This window comes from Nocardioides rubriscoriae (genome assembly GCF_008087085.1).
Taxonomy (GTDB): Bacteria; Actinomycetota; Actinomycetes; order Propionibacteriales; family Nocardioidaceae; genus Nocardioides; species Nocardioides rubriscoriae.
The window spans coordinates 42,172-60,453 of the sequence record NZ_VIYJ01000002.1; the positions used below are offsets into that span (position 1 = coordinate 42,172).

Below are 18,282 nucleotides of genomic sequence, written 5' to 3' on the forward strand. Positions count from 1 at the left end.
TCGTCAGCTGCGCTGCTTCGCCTGGTCCTCGGCGACGCTCTGCATGATGCGAAGCTGGATGCGGGAGAGGGCCTCTAAGCGGACGGATGCGGGGAGTGCCTCGATCTCTTGTGCCGCAAGCTCGATGGCCTCGTCAATAGACGCCCGCCGCCGCCTGCTCGGCGCCGCTGACTGAAGCCGCATAGGCGCTTGAGGAAGCTCGTCCTCAGTACCGAACAGCTCGTCGAGCGACATGCCCAGCACCTTGGACAGGAGAACCTGGTGCTTTGTCGACGGAAGCCGGTAGCCGGTCTCGATCTGCGCTATGTAGGGATAGGAGAGGCTGGTCGCCTCGGCGAGCTGCTTGCGGCTCATCCCGAGTTCGTCGCGACGCGTAGCGATCTTCCGCCCGAGCTCGATGTCGCCTGTCTTGGGTGAGGTTGCCATCGCTCCGTCCTCGTTCTGTCGAACCCTGGGTCTATGCTCTCCGAAAAGCAAGCGAGGTGCAAACCTGACACGTTGCATACGCTAAGCGTTAGGAGAGAGCTCCGCGCTCGAAGGCCAGACGCGATTCACATCGTCCCTGCGGCGTTCGGCCGGCTCGTCGTAGGCTGCCTGGATGACTGTCAATCACCAGAGCGACTCCTCGGTCCAGAGGGGCGCGGAAGGTGCCATCGTCGATGCGCTTGGAGCCCTGCTCGGCGTCCCGCTCAACCCGGGCGGGGCTCTGAAGTTGAGCGGTGGAGTGTCCATCCAGCTCGACGCCCGTAGTGCGGATGGCCAGATTGCGGTGGAGGCCTACGCCCGTCAAGGCCGGCTGAAGGGCGCCCAACTCAAGAAGATCGCCCAGGATGTCCTGAAGCTAGCTCTGCTCCGTACGGAGCCCGGCTTGGAGGAAGTGCGGACCATCATTGTGTTCGCGAGTGAAGAAGCCCTCAGGTCAGTCACTGGCTGGGTCAAGCGCGCTGCCGAGGTTTTCGACGTGGAGCTCATCGTTGTCGAGATCGATTCGGAGTTGCGGGAGATGATCCTCGCCACCCAAGAGCGCCAGAAGATGGTCAACGTCGCCTTGGATGAGGCTGTCGGGGACATTGAGGCCGAGGGCTGAGTCCGGCAGGGTTGACTCCCCGCGCCGCGTCGCCGCTCGGGTCGCGTAACCACAAGTTGGCGGCTATCACGTCCCGACGACTCGCGGGCTCCTCAAAGCTCCCCGTGGGGATCTCAAGTGGAAGTCGGTATCTCGTCTGGTAACAGTTCGCCACGCAGGTGCTGGGATTCGCGCAGCGCAACTTGAAGCGTCGGAGCTGTGAAGAGCTGGTCCAACAGCACCCACACCCGAGCGGCTCGGTAGTTGACGAAGGTCGGCAGGGGCTTCATCCGAAGAGGCGGTCCGAGGCGGCACAGGACGTGTGGTCGATCGGTTCCGTCAGTCCGCGCCTGTTGGTGCGAATCCCCAGTTGGAGCCGGGATGTCTGGCCACCGCTGCTGGAGCGACGCGATGACCTCGTAGTCGAGGACGCGGTGCACGCGTTGAACCTGATTGTCCCATCGGAAGGCCAAGAAGTTCGGAGGCACGGGCGGCCAGCCGTGTCCCCAGCCGTACGGGTAGTAGTAGAAGCCTTGATCGACGATCTCCCGGTACGTGTGCGGCCCCCCGCCTCCGGGTCGTTCCTTGTTTATGACTACGCAGTACACCTCGGCGTTGTTGACCTCAACCACCCGCAACGTCTCCTTCAAGTAGGTGTTCAACTGGTCGAGCCACAGCCGTTCGTGCCCAGCCGCGCCACGACGAGCTGCGGTCAGGTATTCGCCGACGATGCTCCATGGCAGGTGGGTGACCTTGACGCCGTCCACGATGGCGGGCAGGTGCAGTCGTGCCCAGTCATGCGAGCAGTCCGAAAGGGTCACCAGGTGCGCGACCGGCATCGAGCGACACCGCGTCGCGTACGCCGCCAGCTGATCGATGGTGGGGAGAAGCCATCCTCGCTTCGCCTCGATGATGACCGCGTGGTCAGCGCCGTGTAGTTCAAGGTCGGTGCGACCGAGATCGTCGGACACCTCGAGGTCGATCGCGGTGGTCGCGGCTTGCGGTGCCGGGTCCAAACCCCCGATCAGCGCGGCAAGCAACCTGGGGCTATTGCGCAGCGTCCACCCGAGCGCAGCGGTTAGGTGGTTCTCATTGGAGCCGAGCAATGAGAACACCGAGGTCAAGGTGCTGCCGTGGCGGCTCATCGGCAGAAGCTCGGGCACCCGGCAACTCTGACACAGGTTCAGGCCGCCCGGTTGACCTCGGTAGTTGTCTCCTGCACCGTTGCGTCGGGCCCCGGTACTACCAGTTGGTGGGGCCGGCCATCGTTCGCGACGAAGCGACGCACCGACGATACGACGCGAAACGGAGTGATCCTGCGTCAGACTGATTCGATGGAGTGGACTCGGCCAGGCCTCGCCCGCGCGGGGTTCGAAGGGTTCGTACGATTCTCGGAACTCGCGTCTTTCTCGGTGCCGCCCGGACCAGGTGTGTATGTGGTTTTCCGGGACTCCCACAGCGACCCGAGTTTCCTCGACGTCAGTCCGGCGGGCTGGTTCAAGGCCAGGGACCCCTCGGTCTCGCGCTCGGTGCTGCAGAGGGCTTGGGTCGCTCAGGCTCAGGTTGTGTACATAGGTAAGGCGAGCGCCGGAGCGACCGGTCGACGTGGTCTGCGCAAGCGTCTAGACGAGTTCCGCAGACATGGTGCCGGTGATCCTGTGGGACATTGGGGTGGCCGGTACGTGTGGCAACTTCAAGACAGCGCTGAGTTGCGCGTTGCTTGGCGCGAGACCCCCGACGAGAATCCAGAGGACGTCGAGTCTGCGCTCATCAGTCAGTTCGTTGCCGACTGGGGCGTCCGTCCGTTCGCTAACCGCAAGGCCGGTCGCGAGATCAAGGCTGAGTAAAGCCTCCGTTAGCTAGGAGTGTCGCAGCGCCTGGCGGATTGTCGGGGCCACGACTTCGATCAGGTACGGCGCGTCCAGTTTGTCGCCCCAGCGCAGTGCACCGTGCGCGGACGGGTGAGAGAACGAGCAGACCATTACTCGCGAGCCGTTGAATCGGGCTTCGTACAGGTGGTCAGTGAAGAACCGGTTGGGAGTCAAGGTGGGCTCGGCCCACCTGCGCACCTGTCTTCCCTGCAGGATCACCAGCGTGGGCTCGAGGATCGATACGGTCGCCGAGAAGTGGTCAGCGCACCGGGCGAACATCGTCTTTGTGGGCTTGCCGTTACTCGTACCAACGGGACCCGCCGAGCACAGCAGTCGGTTCACCAGGGCAAAGCCTTCGAACAGGTGGAACGGGCTGCCATTGACCGGAGAGACAAACTCAGCGTCGTAGTCAGAGCCAAGGCCCTTCCCGAATACGATCCGCAGCGCGGACGTAGTTCCTCGCATGTGCGGGTTTCGCCCCTCGTGTGGCGGCTCGGTGTAGTACCGACGCTGCAAACCGGAGTCAAGGACTTGGTCATGCCGCGCGTCCATCGTGACTTTGCGCCCCCACTGCGAAGCAGGATCTTTCGGCAACCCTGACTCTTGCCCGACCACCATGACCCGCAACGGCTTGCCCTTTCGAACGAGTTCGTAACGGTGTCCGACATGGCTCATCGTGCCCTCGCGGAACTGGTGGCCAGGCAGGATCGAACCCCGGCAGGACTCGAAGTGGGGGCACAAGAACTCGTCATCCAGAAGCGTTCGCTTTATGTACTGCTTCAGACGCTGACGCCTCCGGCGCGACCCCGCGACATCGACCGAAATGGCGACTTGATCGGTCACGGTTGAGTCCCCTCCTCTGCTCTCCCTCGCGGACAGGGGGCTCAACCGAGCCGGCGGAAATGGTTCCGAACCTGGGCCGCCTGCTCCTCGGTCAATCTCCACCGTGTGTACGGCACGCCCTGCCACCCCTGATCCCGAAGCCACTGCCTGACCGTGCGGTCGCTGAGCCCCAACTCCTCGGCCAGCTGCCGGGGAGTCACAAAGTCATCCACGCCAGCAGCGTAGGCGGCTCGCTAGCCGACAACCGGAACCCCACTGACCACCAGTCCTCGAATGCGCCACAAGGACGCCGGCTGGCGGCGATATGCAGCAGGACTCCACAGCCGTTCCTGAATGGGTCGCTGTCGCTGTCACCGACCCCTGACCACTACTGAGCGACCCGGAGACCTTCGCCCAGGAGTGGGCCGATGTGATCTCTGATCAGTGCCCTTGACTTCGGGGTATCGGACACCTTCGTCAGCGTCTGGCGATAGGAGGTCTGGAGCGTGACAGGCGAGGATCTGAAGTCACGAATCCAGTTGACTCCCACGCGGTGCCCGTCGGTGGATGGCACTGTCACGACGCCGATGGCCTTGACGAGCATCGTCTTGAAGTCGTTGTTCATCTGCTTGGCGATGAGCACGTCGCCCACGTCCATCAGCGCTAGGTTCGGCACCTGCTTCTGGTAGCTCGGGTCCGACTCCAGGTCGTGCCACCCCAAGACCCACTCGTTCGCGTCAATCCACTCGTCGAGCATTTCCCGTGCTCCCTGCCCGTGCCAACCGCCGTGGATGGTCCCGACCATGAAGTAGTTCCTCACGCAACACACGCCCTTTTCACGTTTGGCTCCGAATGAACCCCCCGACTCCATGGTCAACGCTATCGACCGGTTGAGTTCACCGACGTGCAAGCTGGTCCCGCGAGCGCGTGATTGCGGGGAACTATCCGACCAAGCGCCGCTGTGGTTCGAGATCGTGTGAGTCGCCGGCTCGCGGCGGTGTGACGCTGGGTCCGTAGTGGCTCGAAGTCGAGCCGCGGGGAGCCAGAGCGCAGTGGACCCATCGCGCAGTCGCGCCAGCAGTTGGCGTCAGCCGATTCGACACGTCATCGAAATGTCAGGCTTATGTGACCAACGCGCTCGCGATGCGGGTTACCTCGGCCCAGCCTCGTCCCGGGTGGCGTAGCCGCTACGACAGGGCGGGGAACACGCTCATGCTCGCCGCGCTGCCGGCCACCGCCCGCCCCGCCATCCCGCCCACGCCCACCGACGACCCCGACCTGACACGCGCGGGGCTCACACCCGTCGATGCCGCCCGCATCGGCAAAGCCCTCGCCGCCGCCCGCACCGCCGGCACCCGGCGGCTCTACGACGTCGTCTGGGGCCAATGGCAACGCTGGTGCGCCGAACGGGGCGTCGCCGCCGTTCCCGCCGACCCACTCGCCGTGTGCGCCTACCTGACCGAACGCGCCGAAGCCGGACGCGCCACCGGCACCCTGGACATGGCCTGCACCGTCATCCGGCACGTCCACCGCACCACCGGCGCCGTCGACCCGATCGCGTCCGAAGCCGTCCGCCAAGTCCGCCGTGGACTGCGTCGTACGTACGGCGACGCACCCCGACGGACTCGCCAGGCCGCTGTCGGTCGAGGAGATCCGCCAGATCGTCGGCAGCATCGACCGCACCACCCCGCACGGGATCCGCGACGCCGCGATCATCCTGCTCGGCTACGCCTCCGCCCTGCGGCGAGCCGAGCTCGTCGCGCTCGACCTCGCCGACATCGAGCACAAGCCCGCCGGACTCGTGCTGCACATCCGGCAATCCAAGACAGACCAAGAGGGCCACGGCGAGAAGGTTGCCGTCGCCCACGGCCAGCACGCGCTCACCGACCCGGTCGCCGCGCTCAACGCCTGGCGGGATCTGCGCGGCGAGACCCCCGGCGCCCTGTTCACCCGGATCTGGGGGAGCGCCATCAGCTCCGAACGACTCTCGGGCCACGTCCCCGCCCGGATGCTCCGCACCCGTGCCATCGCGGCCGGGCTCGACGGCACCCGCATCACCGCCCACTCCCTGCGCGCCGGACACGCCACCACCGCCGCGCTCGCCGGCGTACCGCTGAACCGGATCGCAGCGCAGACCCAGCACAAAGACCTCGGCGTGCTGGTCAACCGCTACATCCGGCCACTCGAAGCTCTCGAGAACACCTCCAGCAAGGACCCCGGCCCGTGAACCTGGCGCACCGCCCCGATCGTCCGGACTCGACCTCGGCGACTTCGCAGCGCGACTCGCCGAACGATGGGGCGACCGGTCGCCCATCCACCCCTTCCGCGACGGCAACACCCGCACCCAGAGCGCCTGGGTCACCGCCATCGCCCACCGCGCCGGCTACCACCTCGACTGGCCGAGCATCGACGTAGACCTGCTCAGTCGGGTACGTATCCACGCGGTCGCAGGGGCTACGTCGCCTCTTACGGACTTCCTAACGGCGCACCTGTCCTCAGATTGATTCCGGGACCACCGTGATCGGGGCTTCACAGGATTACTGTCGGACCCAACGGCTAGCGTTCCTCGAGTGACCTCCGGTGCACTCGATCCTCGCGAGCGTCAAACGCTCGGTGCGCTGCGCTATGCCGTCAACGAAGAGGCAGCGAGCTACCTCGCCATCATGCGGCTCTTCACCTCAGGCATGAGCGGCTTCCTCTCGGATCAATCGGCTGCCGACATCGCAGAGCGCCTCGCCGCAGACGGCATCGAACTCGACCAGGACACCGTCGAGCAGCGCCTCTCGTACCTCGTCGAGCACGGCAACCTGGCGCGCAGCCCACGAGAGACCGAAGCCCGGAGCATTCGGGAATACCTCACCAACCGAGCGCGCTATCAACTCACACAGCGAGGCGAACTCGTCCACCGCCAGGTCGAGGAGCTTCTGCAGCACTCGGAGTCAGCGCGCGAGGTGTCCAGCGAAGTCCTCCCCGTCATCCTCACCGGCATCGAAGACTTCGTGAACAACGCGCGACGCGGATTCGACGACACCGACCCGCGTGAGCTCGCCGGACGGATCACCACGCTGTTTGCCCAGTTCGAGGTACTGGTCAACTCCACGCGGCAGTTCTACTCCTATCTCACCCAAGTGCTCACCCGATTCGACCTCGGTCGAGACGAGTTCGAACTGTTCAAAACCGCGCTCCTGGACTACCTCCAGCGGTTCATCGACGAGATCTCCCGGCACATGCCCCAAGTGGGCGACCGGCTCCAAGAACTCCGTCCGAACCTCGCGGAACTCTGCGAGCGTGCCAACACGGGAGAGCGGCTCGTCGGCATCGACGGCACCGCAGCACGTCGGGCTACCGGCCTCGAACCGGGCGACTGGGAAAGCCTCCACGCGTGGTTCGTTGGTTCGCCCGGCCGACGTTCCGATGCCGACAACGTCCGGGCACTTGCCACCGACGCAATGCGATCCCTCCTCGTGAACCTCAGGCGGATCGCCGCCGGAGCAGACCGTCAGCAGAGCCGATACGGCGATCTCACCCGACTAGCCGCATGGTTCGACACCAGCTCGGACGAGGACGCCCATGCACTGTGGGCAGCAGTCTTCGGTCTCTATCCCACGCGCCACCTTGCCTTCAAGGCCGAGTCGGACGACGAACCAATTCCAGCCACCCAGAGCTGGTGGACCGCTCCGGCCGCCGAAGTGCCCGTCGGACTTCGGATCCACGGCGACCGCACCGCGCGCGGACGGGCAGGAGCACGCGTCGACTTCACCGCGGCCAAGAACGCCCGGCTCGCGGAGCGCGCCAGGCAACAGCGGCGCCGCGAGGCAGCCTTGCGCGAACTCGCCACCCATGCAGGCACCCTGCGAGAAGCCCGCGTCAGCGATGACGCACGCGAGGCCTTCCTCGACCTCTACTCCACGGCACTCACGGGCTACGGGCGCCCCCTCGCGGCAGGTGCGACTGCCGAAACGACAACGCACATTGGCCCACATCGGCTGACACTCGCCGTCGAGCGTGCCTCGGGGTCGACTGTCGCCATCGCCAGCCCCGCGGGGAGACTCGTTCTCCGCGACATCGAAATCAGGGTCAGTATCGCCGCCGAGTCCGATGGTCAAAGGCAGATGGGATCCGGCGCATGAGTGTCGTTCCCGAGCGCCCTGCGCCCGCGCCCGACTTGTACGCCGAAGCCGACGTACGACGAGCTGCCCGCGCGCTCCTGCAGACACCACTCCTGCACAGCGAGCAACACCACGACGATCTTGCTCTCGTTCGCCGTCACCGAGACGAGCTGACCAAACTGTTCGCCGACGGTCTCGGCTACCGACTCGTCGTCGAACCGGCGCTCGCCCGTCTCTACAAGACCGGCATCGGCCGGGACGGACGCCGAGGCCTTCGCCGACGCAACGGAAACCACTTCACACCCCGCGCCTACGCCATGGTGGCGCTCGTCCTGGCAGCACTCACCCGGTCACGACAGCAAATCATGATCGACGAACTTGTCGCGGGCGTCCGGTCCGCGGCAGTCGACGCCGGAGTAGATGTTGACCTCGACGCACTGTCGGAGCGACGCGTACTTCACGCCGCGCTGATCGCGCTGATCCATATCGGCGTGGTGAGCGAGCGCGACGGCGACCTGGAGCACTGGGCCGAGCGACGCACCGACTCATTGCTCGACGTTCACCGCGACCGACTGGCCGTCCTCGTCGCAGCGCCCCTAAGCCGATGCGCGACACCCGAAGAAGTCTTCGAGGACGCGTCGCTCCCGTCCTCGGCCGGGGGCTCCCGCGTCCCGATCCGCAGACGCCTCGTCGAGCACCCCATCCTGTCCGTCGACGGCCTCACCGACGAACAACGTGGCTGGTGGCGCCGGAACAGGCACCGCGAGGTCGAGTGGTTCAGCAGTACTCTAGGTCTCGACCTGGAGCTGCGGGCAGAAGGTGCAATCGCCATCGACCCGAGCGGAGAGCTGACCGACCGCGCATTTCCTGGCACTGGATCCGCAGCCCACTTCGCACTCCTGCTCCTCGCCGAGTTGGTCGAAGAGGTGCGCTCCGACAACCAGACTGACCCAACTTCAGGCCCGTGGGCACGCCTGGCAACCTCAACCGCGCGAACGGCCGGCGACAAAGTGTTCCAGGCATGGAAACGCGGACTCCGCAAGGAACATCGCGAGAACCCAGACGCCGTCTTCGACGAAGCGATCGAGATCCTTGCCGACGTAGGACTCGTCCAACGAGACGCAGACGGGCTTCGCGTCCACGCCGCCGCAGCCCGCTACGCACCCCAAGCGCAGCTCATCGAGGCACAGCAGGCTGCCCCGACCCTTTTCGACGAGGACGACTCATGACCACAACCTTCGTCCGTTCCGCGGTACGGGAGACAGCCGACACCGACAGGCGATTTCGGCTCAGCCGCGCCGGCATCCTCAACGTCTGGCAGTACGACGACCAGGTCTTCGACTTCGCCGACGGCCGCTTGCTGCTCAGAGGAGCCAACGGCGCCGGAAAGTCCAAGACACTCGAGATGCTGCTTCCGTTCGCCCTCGACGGCGACAAGGCCAGAATCACAGCCTCCGCCAAGCACCACACCAGCCTCCTCTGGCTCATGACGGACGGCTTCGAGGGCAACGCACGGGTCGGCTACATCTGGGTGGAGTTCCTCCGCACCGACGACGCCGGACAGCCGGAGGCATTCACCTGCGGCATCGGAATCCGAGCATCGGAATCCCAACGGACCGCCACCGCCTGGCACTTCGCCACCCACCGCCGCGTCGGACACGACCTTGCCCTCGAAGACGTGGGCGGACCGCTTTCGCGAGGTCGTCTTGAGGACGCAATCGGAGCTGACGGCCAAGTCTTCGAGAAGGCCGCCGCGTTTAAGGAACACGTCGGTCGCACGCTCTTCGGGCTCGACCCGAGCCAGTACGACGAGGTGCTCCGGCTTCTCTACTGGCTCCGACAGCCTCAGGTCGGGGAAGACATCGACCCCGGCAAGCTGGCCCAGTACCTCTCCCAGGCCCTCCCACAGATCGACGAACTGGCCATCCGCAAGGCAGGGGACACCTTCGACGAACTGGTTGCCTTCGGCGAGCAGATCGAACGTCGCGCCTCGGCAGCGGAAGCTCTCTCCGTCCTCGCTGACGCATACGCCGACTACGCCCGAGCAGCCGTTGCGCAACGCACCGCCAAGCTCGCAGAGATCCTCACGACCGAGCGGAACCTGCGGCGGCAACTGAGCAAGGCAGAAGGGACGCTCCAACGCGTCACAACCGAACGCAAGGAAGCCGAGGACTCGCTCAAGCAGTCAACCGCCGATGCTGAGGCTGCCGGAACGCGGCTGCGTGCTCTGCAGGAGAGTCCTGAAGCACGGGATCAGCGCAGATTGAGCGACTTGGCCGAACGCGCCGAACGGGAGGCTGCCGAGTCGAAGCGAGCAGGCGGACGGGTCCAACGACGCCGCGAGGAGCACGGGCGCAAGGCCGAGGCACTTGCCATTGCCGCCCAACAGTTGCGCGAGATGACCCGGGCCTTTACCGACGAACTGGCCGACACAGTTCGCCGACATCAGGAGTCTGTGCCCGATTCAGTCATGGTCTCGCCCGTTTCGTTGGTGGCCATCGACCTCACCAACCATGCCGACGTCGCAGCCCTCGGTTCCGGGTTAGACGATGCACGCTTGACGATCACGAAGGCCGACGGTTCGGTCGGAGTTCGGGCCGCGGCAGTCACAGCGGTAGTTGAGGCAACGGCACGATACAAGGACGCCCGGCGCATTGAGGAAGAGGCGCAGCGGCGGGCCGACGAGGCCGAGTCCCGCTGGGAGGACGCCCGACAGCGACGCTCGGCTTCGGAGGGTGCGGCGATCCAAAGCGAGATCGACTTTCGCGCATCACTGATCAACTGGGCGGGACTTCCCGAAGCAGTGCACGTGGACATGCCGACAGAGTTCGACGCAGAGACGCTCGACGCCTTCCCCGAACTCGTTCGAACCGCCGTGTCCGGCCCGCTGGCCACTCTTCGCGCTGAGCTTCAGAGCGAGTCCACGAAGCGCGACAACGCGGACGAGCAGGTCCGAGCCTTGGAGCAGAAGCGAAGCGAAGTCGAGGCCGAACGCGATCCTGCGCCGCCGCAACCATCGCTCCGTCGAACTCCGCGGCCAGACGGCCACTCCTTGTGGCAGGTCATCGACTTCACGACCGGACTCGACGAGCCCGTTCGCGCCGCCATTGAAGCGGCACTCCAGTCCGCGGGCCTCCTCGACGCCTGGCTCCGACCTGGCGGCCGACTTCTCGACCCCGGACTGCACGACACATTGCTCGTAGGTCACACGCCGGCAAGCGAACCGACGTTGTCCGATGTGCTCCACGTAGACCTGCCGGCCGGCTCCGATGTCTCGGTCGAGGATGTGCGTGCTGTGCTCGACGCAGTCCACCTCGGTGACGACCCTGACGCAGAGGCTGCCATCGGCGCCGACGGTACGTGGCGCCTCGGGCCGGCACACGGACGGGCCGCAAAGGAGGCGCCGCAGTACATCGGAGCAACGGCTCGGGCACACGAGCGAGCACGCCGCCTCGCCGAGATCGACCAAGAACTCCAACGCCAACGAGACACCCGAGACATCGCGAAGGAGTCTGCCGAACGGGCGGCAGGCACGATCGCGGCGCTCGACTCCTGGGTGCTCGACCGCCCCACCGACAGCGGGCTGCGCGAAGCATGGACTCGCCTAACGGAACAGATCGAAGCGGAGCTGCGCGAGGAGTTGTCCAATCGCAACGCTCAGCGCGAGGCCCACGGGCGGCGTGACGAGACAGCCCAAGCACACTCCTCACTCACTCGACTTGCCCAAGAGCACGACCTTCCCGTGGACAGTTCCTCACTGGCAGCTCTCAAAGAACGGCTGGATCACCTCCGCGCCGATCTGGACGCTCTGGAGAAGCTAATACCGCACCTGCGCCGCAACCTCGACCGATGGTCATCAGATGCGGTGTCCGTCGATGAGGCGCTCCGCGAGTTGGAATCCGAGAAGGAAGAGCACGCCGCGGCCGTCGATCGCGCTGGCCAAACCCAGGCCGAGCTCGACGCCCTCCGTGAGGCGGTTGGTGCCTCGGTGCAGGAGTTGGAGCGCAAGATCGCTCTCGCAAGGGAGTCGAAGGCATCTCACGAGGCAGCCAAGAAGACGGCCGACACGCGAGTACGCGAGCTAGCGGAAGCGTTGGGCGAAGCACGTAGCGGTTTGACGACCGCACAGGAGCGCCTCGCATCCCACGCCCCGGCAAGAGCCGAAGCACTCGCATGGTTTGCGCAACTTGCCCAAGCACCAGGACTCCTTGCCGCCGCCGAGGTGGCTTCGGCTGAACCATTCCTCCAGGCAGAGAACATCGTTGGCGACGCACCCATCCCAGACTCCATCACGCAAATAGTTCGCGAACTCGCCGACCCATCGACTGGGGACATCACACGGGCTACCGACCGTGTGTGGGCCGCTCACCGCGACGCTGAGAGCGGCCCTGCGGCCGACCACCAGCTCGCGATGGCACGATACGGCGACCTCCTTGCCGTCACGGGACGAGACGACGCGGGTGAGGCCCCCGTGGTGGTAATCGCAGCCAGAGTTACCGCCGCGGTCGAGCACGACCGGACACTCTTGACCGAACGCGAGAAGAAGCAGTTCGAGCAACACATCCTCGGCGAACTCGGAGACGCTCTGCGAACCTGCAGGCGCGACGCAGACGAACTGGTCACCGCCATGAACGACCTCCTCGGTGAGGTGCGCACCTCTCAAGGCATCCGACTCCGTCTGAAGTGGGACCTCCGCGACGACATACCCGCTGAAGCGCGCGCGGCCGTCGATCTGCTTGCGCAGCCAGTCGGCGCCCTCGTTCCGGAAGAGCGAGCTTCGCTGCGCGATGCCCTGCACGGACTGATCGAGACTTCGCGAACGTTGAATCCCGAACTCTCCTACAGCGAGCATCTCGGGTCGGCGCTGGACTATCGGACCTGGTCGGAGTTCTCGATCCGGTACACGAGGCCGGAGAAGTCGGGCACTTGGGAACGCCTCCACCGGCGTTCAGCCCTCTCCCAGGGCGAGCAGAAGGTACTCTGCTACCTGCCGCTATTTGCCGCCGCTGCAGCCCACTTCACGTCCCTTGCCGGTGCAGCTCCACACGCTCCTCGCCTTGTACTTCTCGACGATGCGTTCCCGAAGATTGACGTCAGGACCCACCCACTCCTCTTCGGCTTGCTCGTCCAGCTCGACCTCGACTTCGTCATCACCAGCGAACGGCTATGGGGATGCCACGACACTGTTCCGTCTCTCGCCATCTATGAAGCGTTGCGTAACCCCACTCAGCGCGGCATTGCGCAGTACGAATCCCGTTGGGACGGCCGAACCCTCCATTCGATCGGATGACCGGCGTTCCGACGTGGATCACCGACCCAGCTCTCGCCGACGCTTGGTCGAAGATCCGAGAACGATTTGAGAAGGCAGGACTCGTAGCAGTCGGGCGCGTCGAGATTGAGACCGCCACCCGAGACAAGCGTCATGCGCTCGGTGCACTCCTGGGACGTTCAGTCACGCGAAGCGCCATGCGAGTGGATCTCGCCGACCTGGATCAGCGGTTGCGAGACCGCTCTGGAATGGGCGGGTTGCTGGAGGTCCTGACCGCCATCCACGGCGAAGCTCCCAAGGATCGACCTGCCGCCAGGGCGACAAGGAATGCTGCACGTCAGAGGCCCTTGGACAGAGCGGCCGAGTTGGTCGACGCTCCCTGGGCCGATACCTGGATCGAAGGTCTGCGGCGCACCGGCCTTCTGACGGCCAGAGAGGACGCGCTCCGCATCGTCGAGGATGCGGCCAAAGTCCTCAACGAGCTCGTCGCTCCTTCGGTTCGCCCGCAGTCCCGCGTCGAGCTCGCTGCCCGGTTGTTGGGCAACGCCCACGCATTGGATGCCGATCGCGTGCTGCACCGCGTTGTTATTCGTGGATTGGCCGCCGCTGCCGGCGTGGGTGTGCCTGAAGCAACCCCGGGTGTCGTCGGCCTGTGGTCGAGGTTCGGGATCGAGCCAGATCTTCTCTCGCGCACATGCCTGGTCCTTGGGCTTGGCGCGCCGGGCGTAGCCGGGGAAAGACTGGGGCTCGCGGCTGAGTCGGGGGACCCGGTCCACATCACCGAGTGGGACCTGCGTCGATTGGGCGCCTTCGATGTCGGGGACCGCTACGTGCTGGTCTGCGAGAACCCGCGGGTTCTAGAAGCGATCGCCGAGACCGGCGACTTGGGTCACGTTGTTGTCTGTACGTCCGGTGAGCCCAATCTGGTCGTTACGGAGATCTTGGGACGCCTCCACGAGGGAGGCGAGCACCTGCGCTACCACGGCGACTTCGACTGGCCCGGAATCGGGATCGCCAATCGCGTCAGAGAGAATTTCGGCGCGGAACCATGGCTCATGGCGGCTGACGACTATGTTGCTGCCGTGCGCCGGGAGAACCTTCCGCTCGGACCGCACGTCATCGAGCCGACGTGGGACGCCGAACTCGGAGCGGCGATGCGTCTGCACGGTCGGGCAGTCCACGAGGAGTCGATGCTCGCTCAGATACTTGGGCACCTCGCCACGTCGACCTGATCGGTCATCGAAACGTCACCGAAGTGATCGAACGCCATCACCCGCACCCGTGTTCGGAGTACTGAGACTTGAGTAGAGCAGGGCAAGCCGACGCCGTTGGAGGTGTCTTCCGTGTGGTTGCGGCGGCCTATCTCGCCGTACATGCCCTCCGTGAACAGCCAGTCGCGGGACTCGACCTTCCGAGCGACGTGCACGCCGCTCGTCTGGACTTCGAGACCGATGACCCGACCGACGACCTCGTAGCCACGATGTCCGACGGCAGTCGTTGCTTCATTTCGGCGAAACGCGCCGTCGGAAACGACCGACACCTCAAGTCGACCGTTGAGGGCTGGGTCGCTCAGATGAGCACGGTTCGCGGTGGGGATGTTCTGGTGATCGCTGCCGAGGAGCTGAAAGGTCCTGTCAAGGACCTTCCAGAAGCACTGCGTCGACGCCGGGACGGTCGAGAGCTGGCAGTCCGGCACCAGAAGGCGATCACGGCCGTCACCAAGAGCGTGCCCGTCGGCCTCCGCGACGACATGCTCAATCGAACCCGAGTGCTGCACATCCCCATGGCTACCGGGACGAGCCAAACCCGCGCGCTCATGGAGTCGTTGGCGAGCTACCTGGTCGAGGACGGGAAGGGCACCGCCGTCGTCAGCCTGCTCGCCGACGCCTTCCATCGTCAGTCGGGCGAAGCATCGGGCAGCACCGTCGAGGACTGGGTCCAGACAGTCCAAGGCTCGCGACCACTCATCGCTGACGGTTCAGGCCCGACCGGGATGCGCTTAGCCGCGAGTCTTGCGGCGCTCGACGAGTACAAGCGTGTCCTCATCAGTCGTCGCGGCAGGATCGACTTGACGCTGCTTGCCGAGGATCTACCTCCGGTGACCGTTGACGACCTCATCGACGGCCTCCGGGTCGAGACCGCCGAGAACCAGCGCGGAGATGGCGACAGCTTCCTCCGCGTCATCCGTCGATGGCGACGCATGCTGCTGGTTGGCCAACCCGGCACCGGCAAATCGGTCGCCCTGCGCGAGCTGGCTGCACAATGCGCCAGCGACCCGCACGCGCCGCTTCCCATCGTCGTGCACCTTCCTAGCCTGCTACAGCCGAGCCCCAGCGACCTGTCCGCTGATCTCATGATCAGCTCGGCCGCTGAGCGGGTCGCGAACCCGGAATTACGGTCTCCACTGATGCGGGCGATGCGCCAAGAGCTGGACTCAGGCACCGCCATTCTGCTGTGCGATGGTCTTGACGAGTGTGGCCCCAAGGCGGCCTGGATAGCCCAACAAATCAAGGATGTTCTCGACGGCTTCGCCCCACGAGTCGGGATTGTCGTCGCCACCAGGGCCAATGCTGTTGCCGCGGCGACGCGAATAGGGCTGCCTCGCGTCCACTTGAATCCGCCCCAGGATCTGAGCACCACAGTGCAGAGCGTCCTGAGGACGTGCTCCGAGACCCGGATCCAAGCTGGCGGACGTGAGAGCTGGCTCGCCATTCGGCGCAAGTGGATCGAGGACGCACGCGACCAGCACCCCGAGCTGTTTCAAGTGCCACTCCTCGCTGTGTTGCTGGCACTGATCTGCGCCGACACCGCCGAGGCAGAACTCCCCAAGGGTCGCGCAGTGTTGCTGCACAATGCCGTGGAGCAATCGGTGACGCGCTGGGAGGCCCAACGAGCCGTCGCGGGCGCGAGGCCCTGGGCGACGGACCTTACCGGCGGCATGCTCCTTGACGGGTACGTAGTCCTTGGACGCTTGCTGGACTCAGGTGCCGAGCCATCCAGAAACGAGGTGGTCGAGGCCCTGACGACCCTGCTGCAGGACCGGGATAGCTGGAACCTTGCGCCACGGCGAGCACGTGAGGTCGCCACAGATGTCCTTCGCTTCTGGGACGAGCACGTCGCCGTGTTCGTCGTGAACGCGTCGGATCGCATGAGCGCCCGCAGCAAGGTCTTCACCGAGATCGCAACCGCCATGTGGACCCTCACCGCAATCGATGATGAGATCGCCTCCTGGCTCGCGGATGTTCTGCCCTACACGGATTCCGACGGTGCGATCGGGTTGGCGGCCGGTCTCAACCAACGGGTCGTTGAGTGCATGCTCAGCGCTTCAGAGATGGGCGGGGCGGCCAGCATGCTGCTCGGTGAGTTGGTGGTCCGGGAGGTAATTGAGCTCGACGAGGACCAGACCACTCGACTTCTCGAGAAGCTTCGACTGGCCGTGGAGCGGGCAGTGGCAGGGGACCCCGAGCCCGACCGGACGCCGCGTGAGCCCAGCCGCCTGTGGTCGATGCTTCGAGGACGTCGCTATCAGACACAGCCCGTCTGGAACTACGTCGAGCTCGCATGCAGCCTGAAACTGTTGTCAGCAGCAGACCGAGCGACACGAGGGGAGATCCTCGCAACGGCGGAACTCGCTGCAGCGGACGCTGCGATCGCGAACGCACTCTGCGCACTGACCGACGCAAAGACAGATCGCGAGCCGCTGAATGATCGAGCCATCGAGCTGGTCAAGGGTGTGATGCAACAGCCGCTCCCCCCTGACGGCGAGCTGATCCGGCAGTCCCGGCGGCGATCGGCAATAGTTGGCGGTGCACCGCTTGCGCCCGGAGTCGCTCAGGTAGCGCTCGAGGGAGTCCCGCATCTCTCCGCACTCCCGGAGGGTTTCGGCCGATGGGTCTTCGACGTCAGCATGAAAGCAAACCACGGCTACGGGGACAAGATCCGCGCCGCACTACAAGCCAAGGGGGTCAGTACCAACGAATGGTGGTCCGAGCGAAGCACCTTCGGAAAACTTGGAGCGTGGCGAGATGACCATGACCGCTACGAACGGATGCTCCTAGAAGACATCGCATCGTTGGCGCCAAGCGACGAAACCGGGGCCAGCCCCCTCGCAAGGGACCGGTATTGGTCGCTGACCTCCGTCGGAAATCTGCTGGCGGCGACCAACTACGCCAGAGTAAGTGTGCAGGAGTTCTCCCGCGCCTTCGTCCACGACGACATGGCATCACGCAGAGGCTGGCTCGACGCGATAGCCGACGCGTATCGCATCGATAAGGCAGAGGCAGCCCGGGAGGCCGCGTGGATCCTTGACCAGTTGAGTCAGAGCATCGGCGGCGAGCACGGGCTGAACGATCACTGGTTCGTCGCGAGCATGTCTCCTCAACGAGGCCCGGCGCTGGACGATGATGCCGTCGCACGGCTCGCCCGTGAGCAACACGATGCGCTGCTCGGAAGCCTCCGAGCCGACTCGGACTGGATCGCATGGTCCGCAGCAGAGGTGCTCATCAACGTTCCGGTCCCGACCTGGGACGCCGCCCAGCTGTTCGCGACGGACATGACGGGATGGCCTCTCGATAGAGCAGCCCTTCTGTACATGGTCGCCATCCTCTCCGCGGGCGATGGAAGCGTCGACCGGTTCGCCGCAGCCGCGACTTCCGAGGCCCCTGAGTACCGCATGGCCGCCCAATACTGCCTGTCCGTCATGGGAGAACTCGACGCAGACGGCTCTGTCGACACTCAACTGCGGCAAGACCCGGATCTGACCGTGCGTCCCAAGGGCAGCCGCGGCGATGAACCGCACGCCTCGTACTGGACCTGCAACGACTGCCGTACTCGGAACGACCCCGAGACCGAAGACTGCCCGGGCTGTGAGCACGGTACGAGGCCCGACTGAAATCGATCGGTCATCGAAAGGTCATCGGAAACGAACGGCAACTGTTCCGAGCGCTTCCGATACAATTGATGTCGTCCAATGGGGAACCTCCTCTCTCACCCGAGGTTTCCCAGAGGGACCCGAAGTCTCAGGTAGTCCGGGACCGGCCTCCGATCTTGTCCAGAGGTCGCAGGTTCAAATCCTGCCCCCGCTACAAGTTCGAGAGGCCCTCACAGTCTGACTGTGAGGGCCTCTCGAATGTGCGCAACCAAACG

At 65.2% G+C, this 18,282-nt stretch carries 12 protein-coding genes; 7 read left to right on the forward strand and 5 right to left on the reverse strand.

Features of this window, described 5'->3' with window-relative positions; all coding sequences use genetic code 11:
- Positions 1-3: 3 nt before the first annotated feature.
- Positions 4-426 (reverse strand): helix-turn-helix domain-containing protein, encoded by a 423-nt coding sequence (locus FZC61_RS03595; RefSeq protein WP_170285965.1) that lies wholly within the window; start codon positions 424-426, stop codon positions 4-6.
- Positions 427-598: 172 nt separating this feature from the next.
- Here FZC61_RS03595 and FZC61_RS03600 point away from each other — a divergent pair, with 172 nt between their 5' ends.
- Complete coding sequence (locus FZC61_RS03600; RefSeq protein WP_148612648.1) at positions 599-1,087, forward strand: hypothetical protein; 489 nt, start codon at positions 599-601, stop codon at positions 1,085-1,087.
- Positions 1,088-1,200: 113 nt separating this feature from the next.
- Here FZC61_RS03600 and FZC61_RS03605 read toward each other — a convergent pair whose 3' ends face one another.
- From FZC61_RS03605 to FZC61_RS03625, 4 genes are all read right to left on the reverse strand, one after another.
- Positions 1,201-2,229, reverse strand: coding sequence for a hypothetical protein (locus FZC61_RS03605; protein WP_148612650.1), 1,029 nt, complete (start codon positions 2,227-2,229; stop codon positions 1,201-1,203).
- Between the two features lie 696 nt (positions 2,230-2,925).
- Entirely contained in the window at positions 2,926-3,780 is an 855-nt protein-coding gene (locus FZC61_RS03615; protein ID WP_148612655.1) for a hypothetical protein, read from the reverse strand.
- Between the two features lie 41 nt (positions 3,781-3,821).
- Positions 3,822-3,992 carry a YfeC-like transcriptional regulator gene (locus FZC61_RS24060; RefSeq protein ID WP_148612656.1) on the reverse strand — a complete coding sequence of 57 codons (171 nt, stop codon included), beginning with the start codon at positions 3,990-3,992 and terminating at the stop codon, positions 3,822-3,824.
- A gap of 155 nt (positions 3,993-4,147) precedes the next feature.
- Entirely contained in the window at positions 4,148-4,579 is a 432-nt protein-coding gene (locus FZC61_RS03625; protein WP_148612658.1) for a hypothetical protein, read from the reverse strand.
- A gap of 765 nt (positions 4,580-5,344) precedes the next feature.
- Between FZC61_RS03625 and FZC61_RS03630 the strand changes: the two genes are divergently transcribed.
- The 6 genes from FZC61_RS03630 to FZC61_RS03655 all read left to right on the forward strand — a co-directional run bounded on the left by FZC61_RS03630 (position 5,345) and on the right by FZC61_RS03655 (position 18,028).
- Positions 5,345-5,986 (forward strand): site-specific integrase, encoded by a 642-nt coding sequence (locus FZC61_RS03630; protein ID WP_148612660.1) that lies wholly within the window; start codon positions 5,345-5,347, stop codon positions 5,984-5,986.
- Positions 5,987-6,329: 343 nt separating this feature from the next.
- Positions 6,330-7,889, forward strand: a complete 1,560-nt coding sequence (locus tag FZC61_RS03635; protein WP_148612662.1) for a TIGR02677 family protein — start codon at positions 6,330-6,332, stop codon at positions 7,887-7,889.
- Positions 7,886-9,097 (forward strand): TIGR02678 family protein, encoded by a 1,212-nt coding sequence (locus FZC61_RS03640; protein WP_148612664.1) that lies wholly within the window; start codon positions 7,886-7,888, stop codon positions 9,095-9,097. The genes FZC61_RS03635 and FZC61_RS03640 overlap by 4 nt, the downstream gene beginning before the upstream one ends.
- Entirely contained in the window at positions 9,094-13,158 is a 4,065-nt protein-coding gene (locus FZC61_RS03645; RefSeq protein WP_148612666.1) for a TIGR02680 family protein, read from the forward strand. Before FZC61_RS03640 ends, FZC61_RS03645 begins: the two co-directional genes overlap by 4 nt.
- Positions 13,155-14,369, forward strand: coding sequence for a TIGR02679 family protein (locus FZC61_RS03650; RefSeq protein WP_082622823.1), 1,215 nt, complete (start codon positions 13,155-13,157; stop codon positions 14,367-14,369). The genes FZC61_RS03645 and FZC61_RS03650 overlap by 4 nt, the downstream gene beginning before the upstream one ends.
- Positions 14,370-14,482: 113 nt before the next feature.
- Positions 14,483-18,028 (forward strand): NACHT domain-containing protein, encoded by a 3,546-nt coding sequence (locus FZC61_RS03655; RefSeq protein WP_148612668.1) that lies wholly within the window; start codon positions 14,483-14,485, stop codon positions 18,026-18,028.
- Positions 18,029-18,282 lie beyond the last annotated feature (254 nt).

What these genes read in the sequence shown, in the direction of transcription:
- FZC61_RS03650 (WP_082622823.1), top strand. Translation starts at nt 13,155, where the DNA reads ATGACCGGCGTTCCGACGTGGATCACCGACCCAGCTCTCGCCGACGCT.
- FZC61_RS03595 (WP_170285965.1), bottom strand. Translation starts at nt 426, where the DNA reads ATGGCAACCTCACCCAAGACAGGCGACATCGAGCTCGGGCGGAAGATC.
- FZC61_RS03640 (WP_148612664.1), top strand. Translation starts at nt 7,886, where the DNA reads ATGAGTGTCGTTCCCGAGCGCCCTGCGCCCGCGCCCGACTTGTACGCC.
- FZC61_RS03600 (WP_148612648.1), top strand. Translation starts at nt 599, where the DNA reads ATGACTGTCAATCACCAGAGCGACTCCTCGGTCCAGAGGGGCGCGGAA.
- FZC61_RS03645 (WP_148612666.1), top strand. Translation starts at nt 9,094, where the DNA reads ATGACCACAACCTTCGTCCGTTCCGCGGTACGGGAGACAGCCGACACC.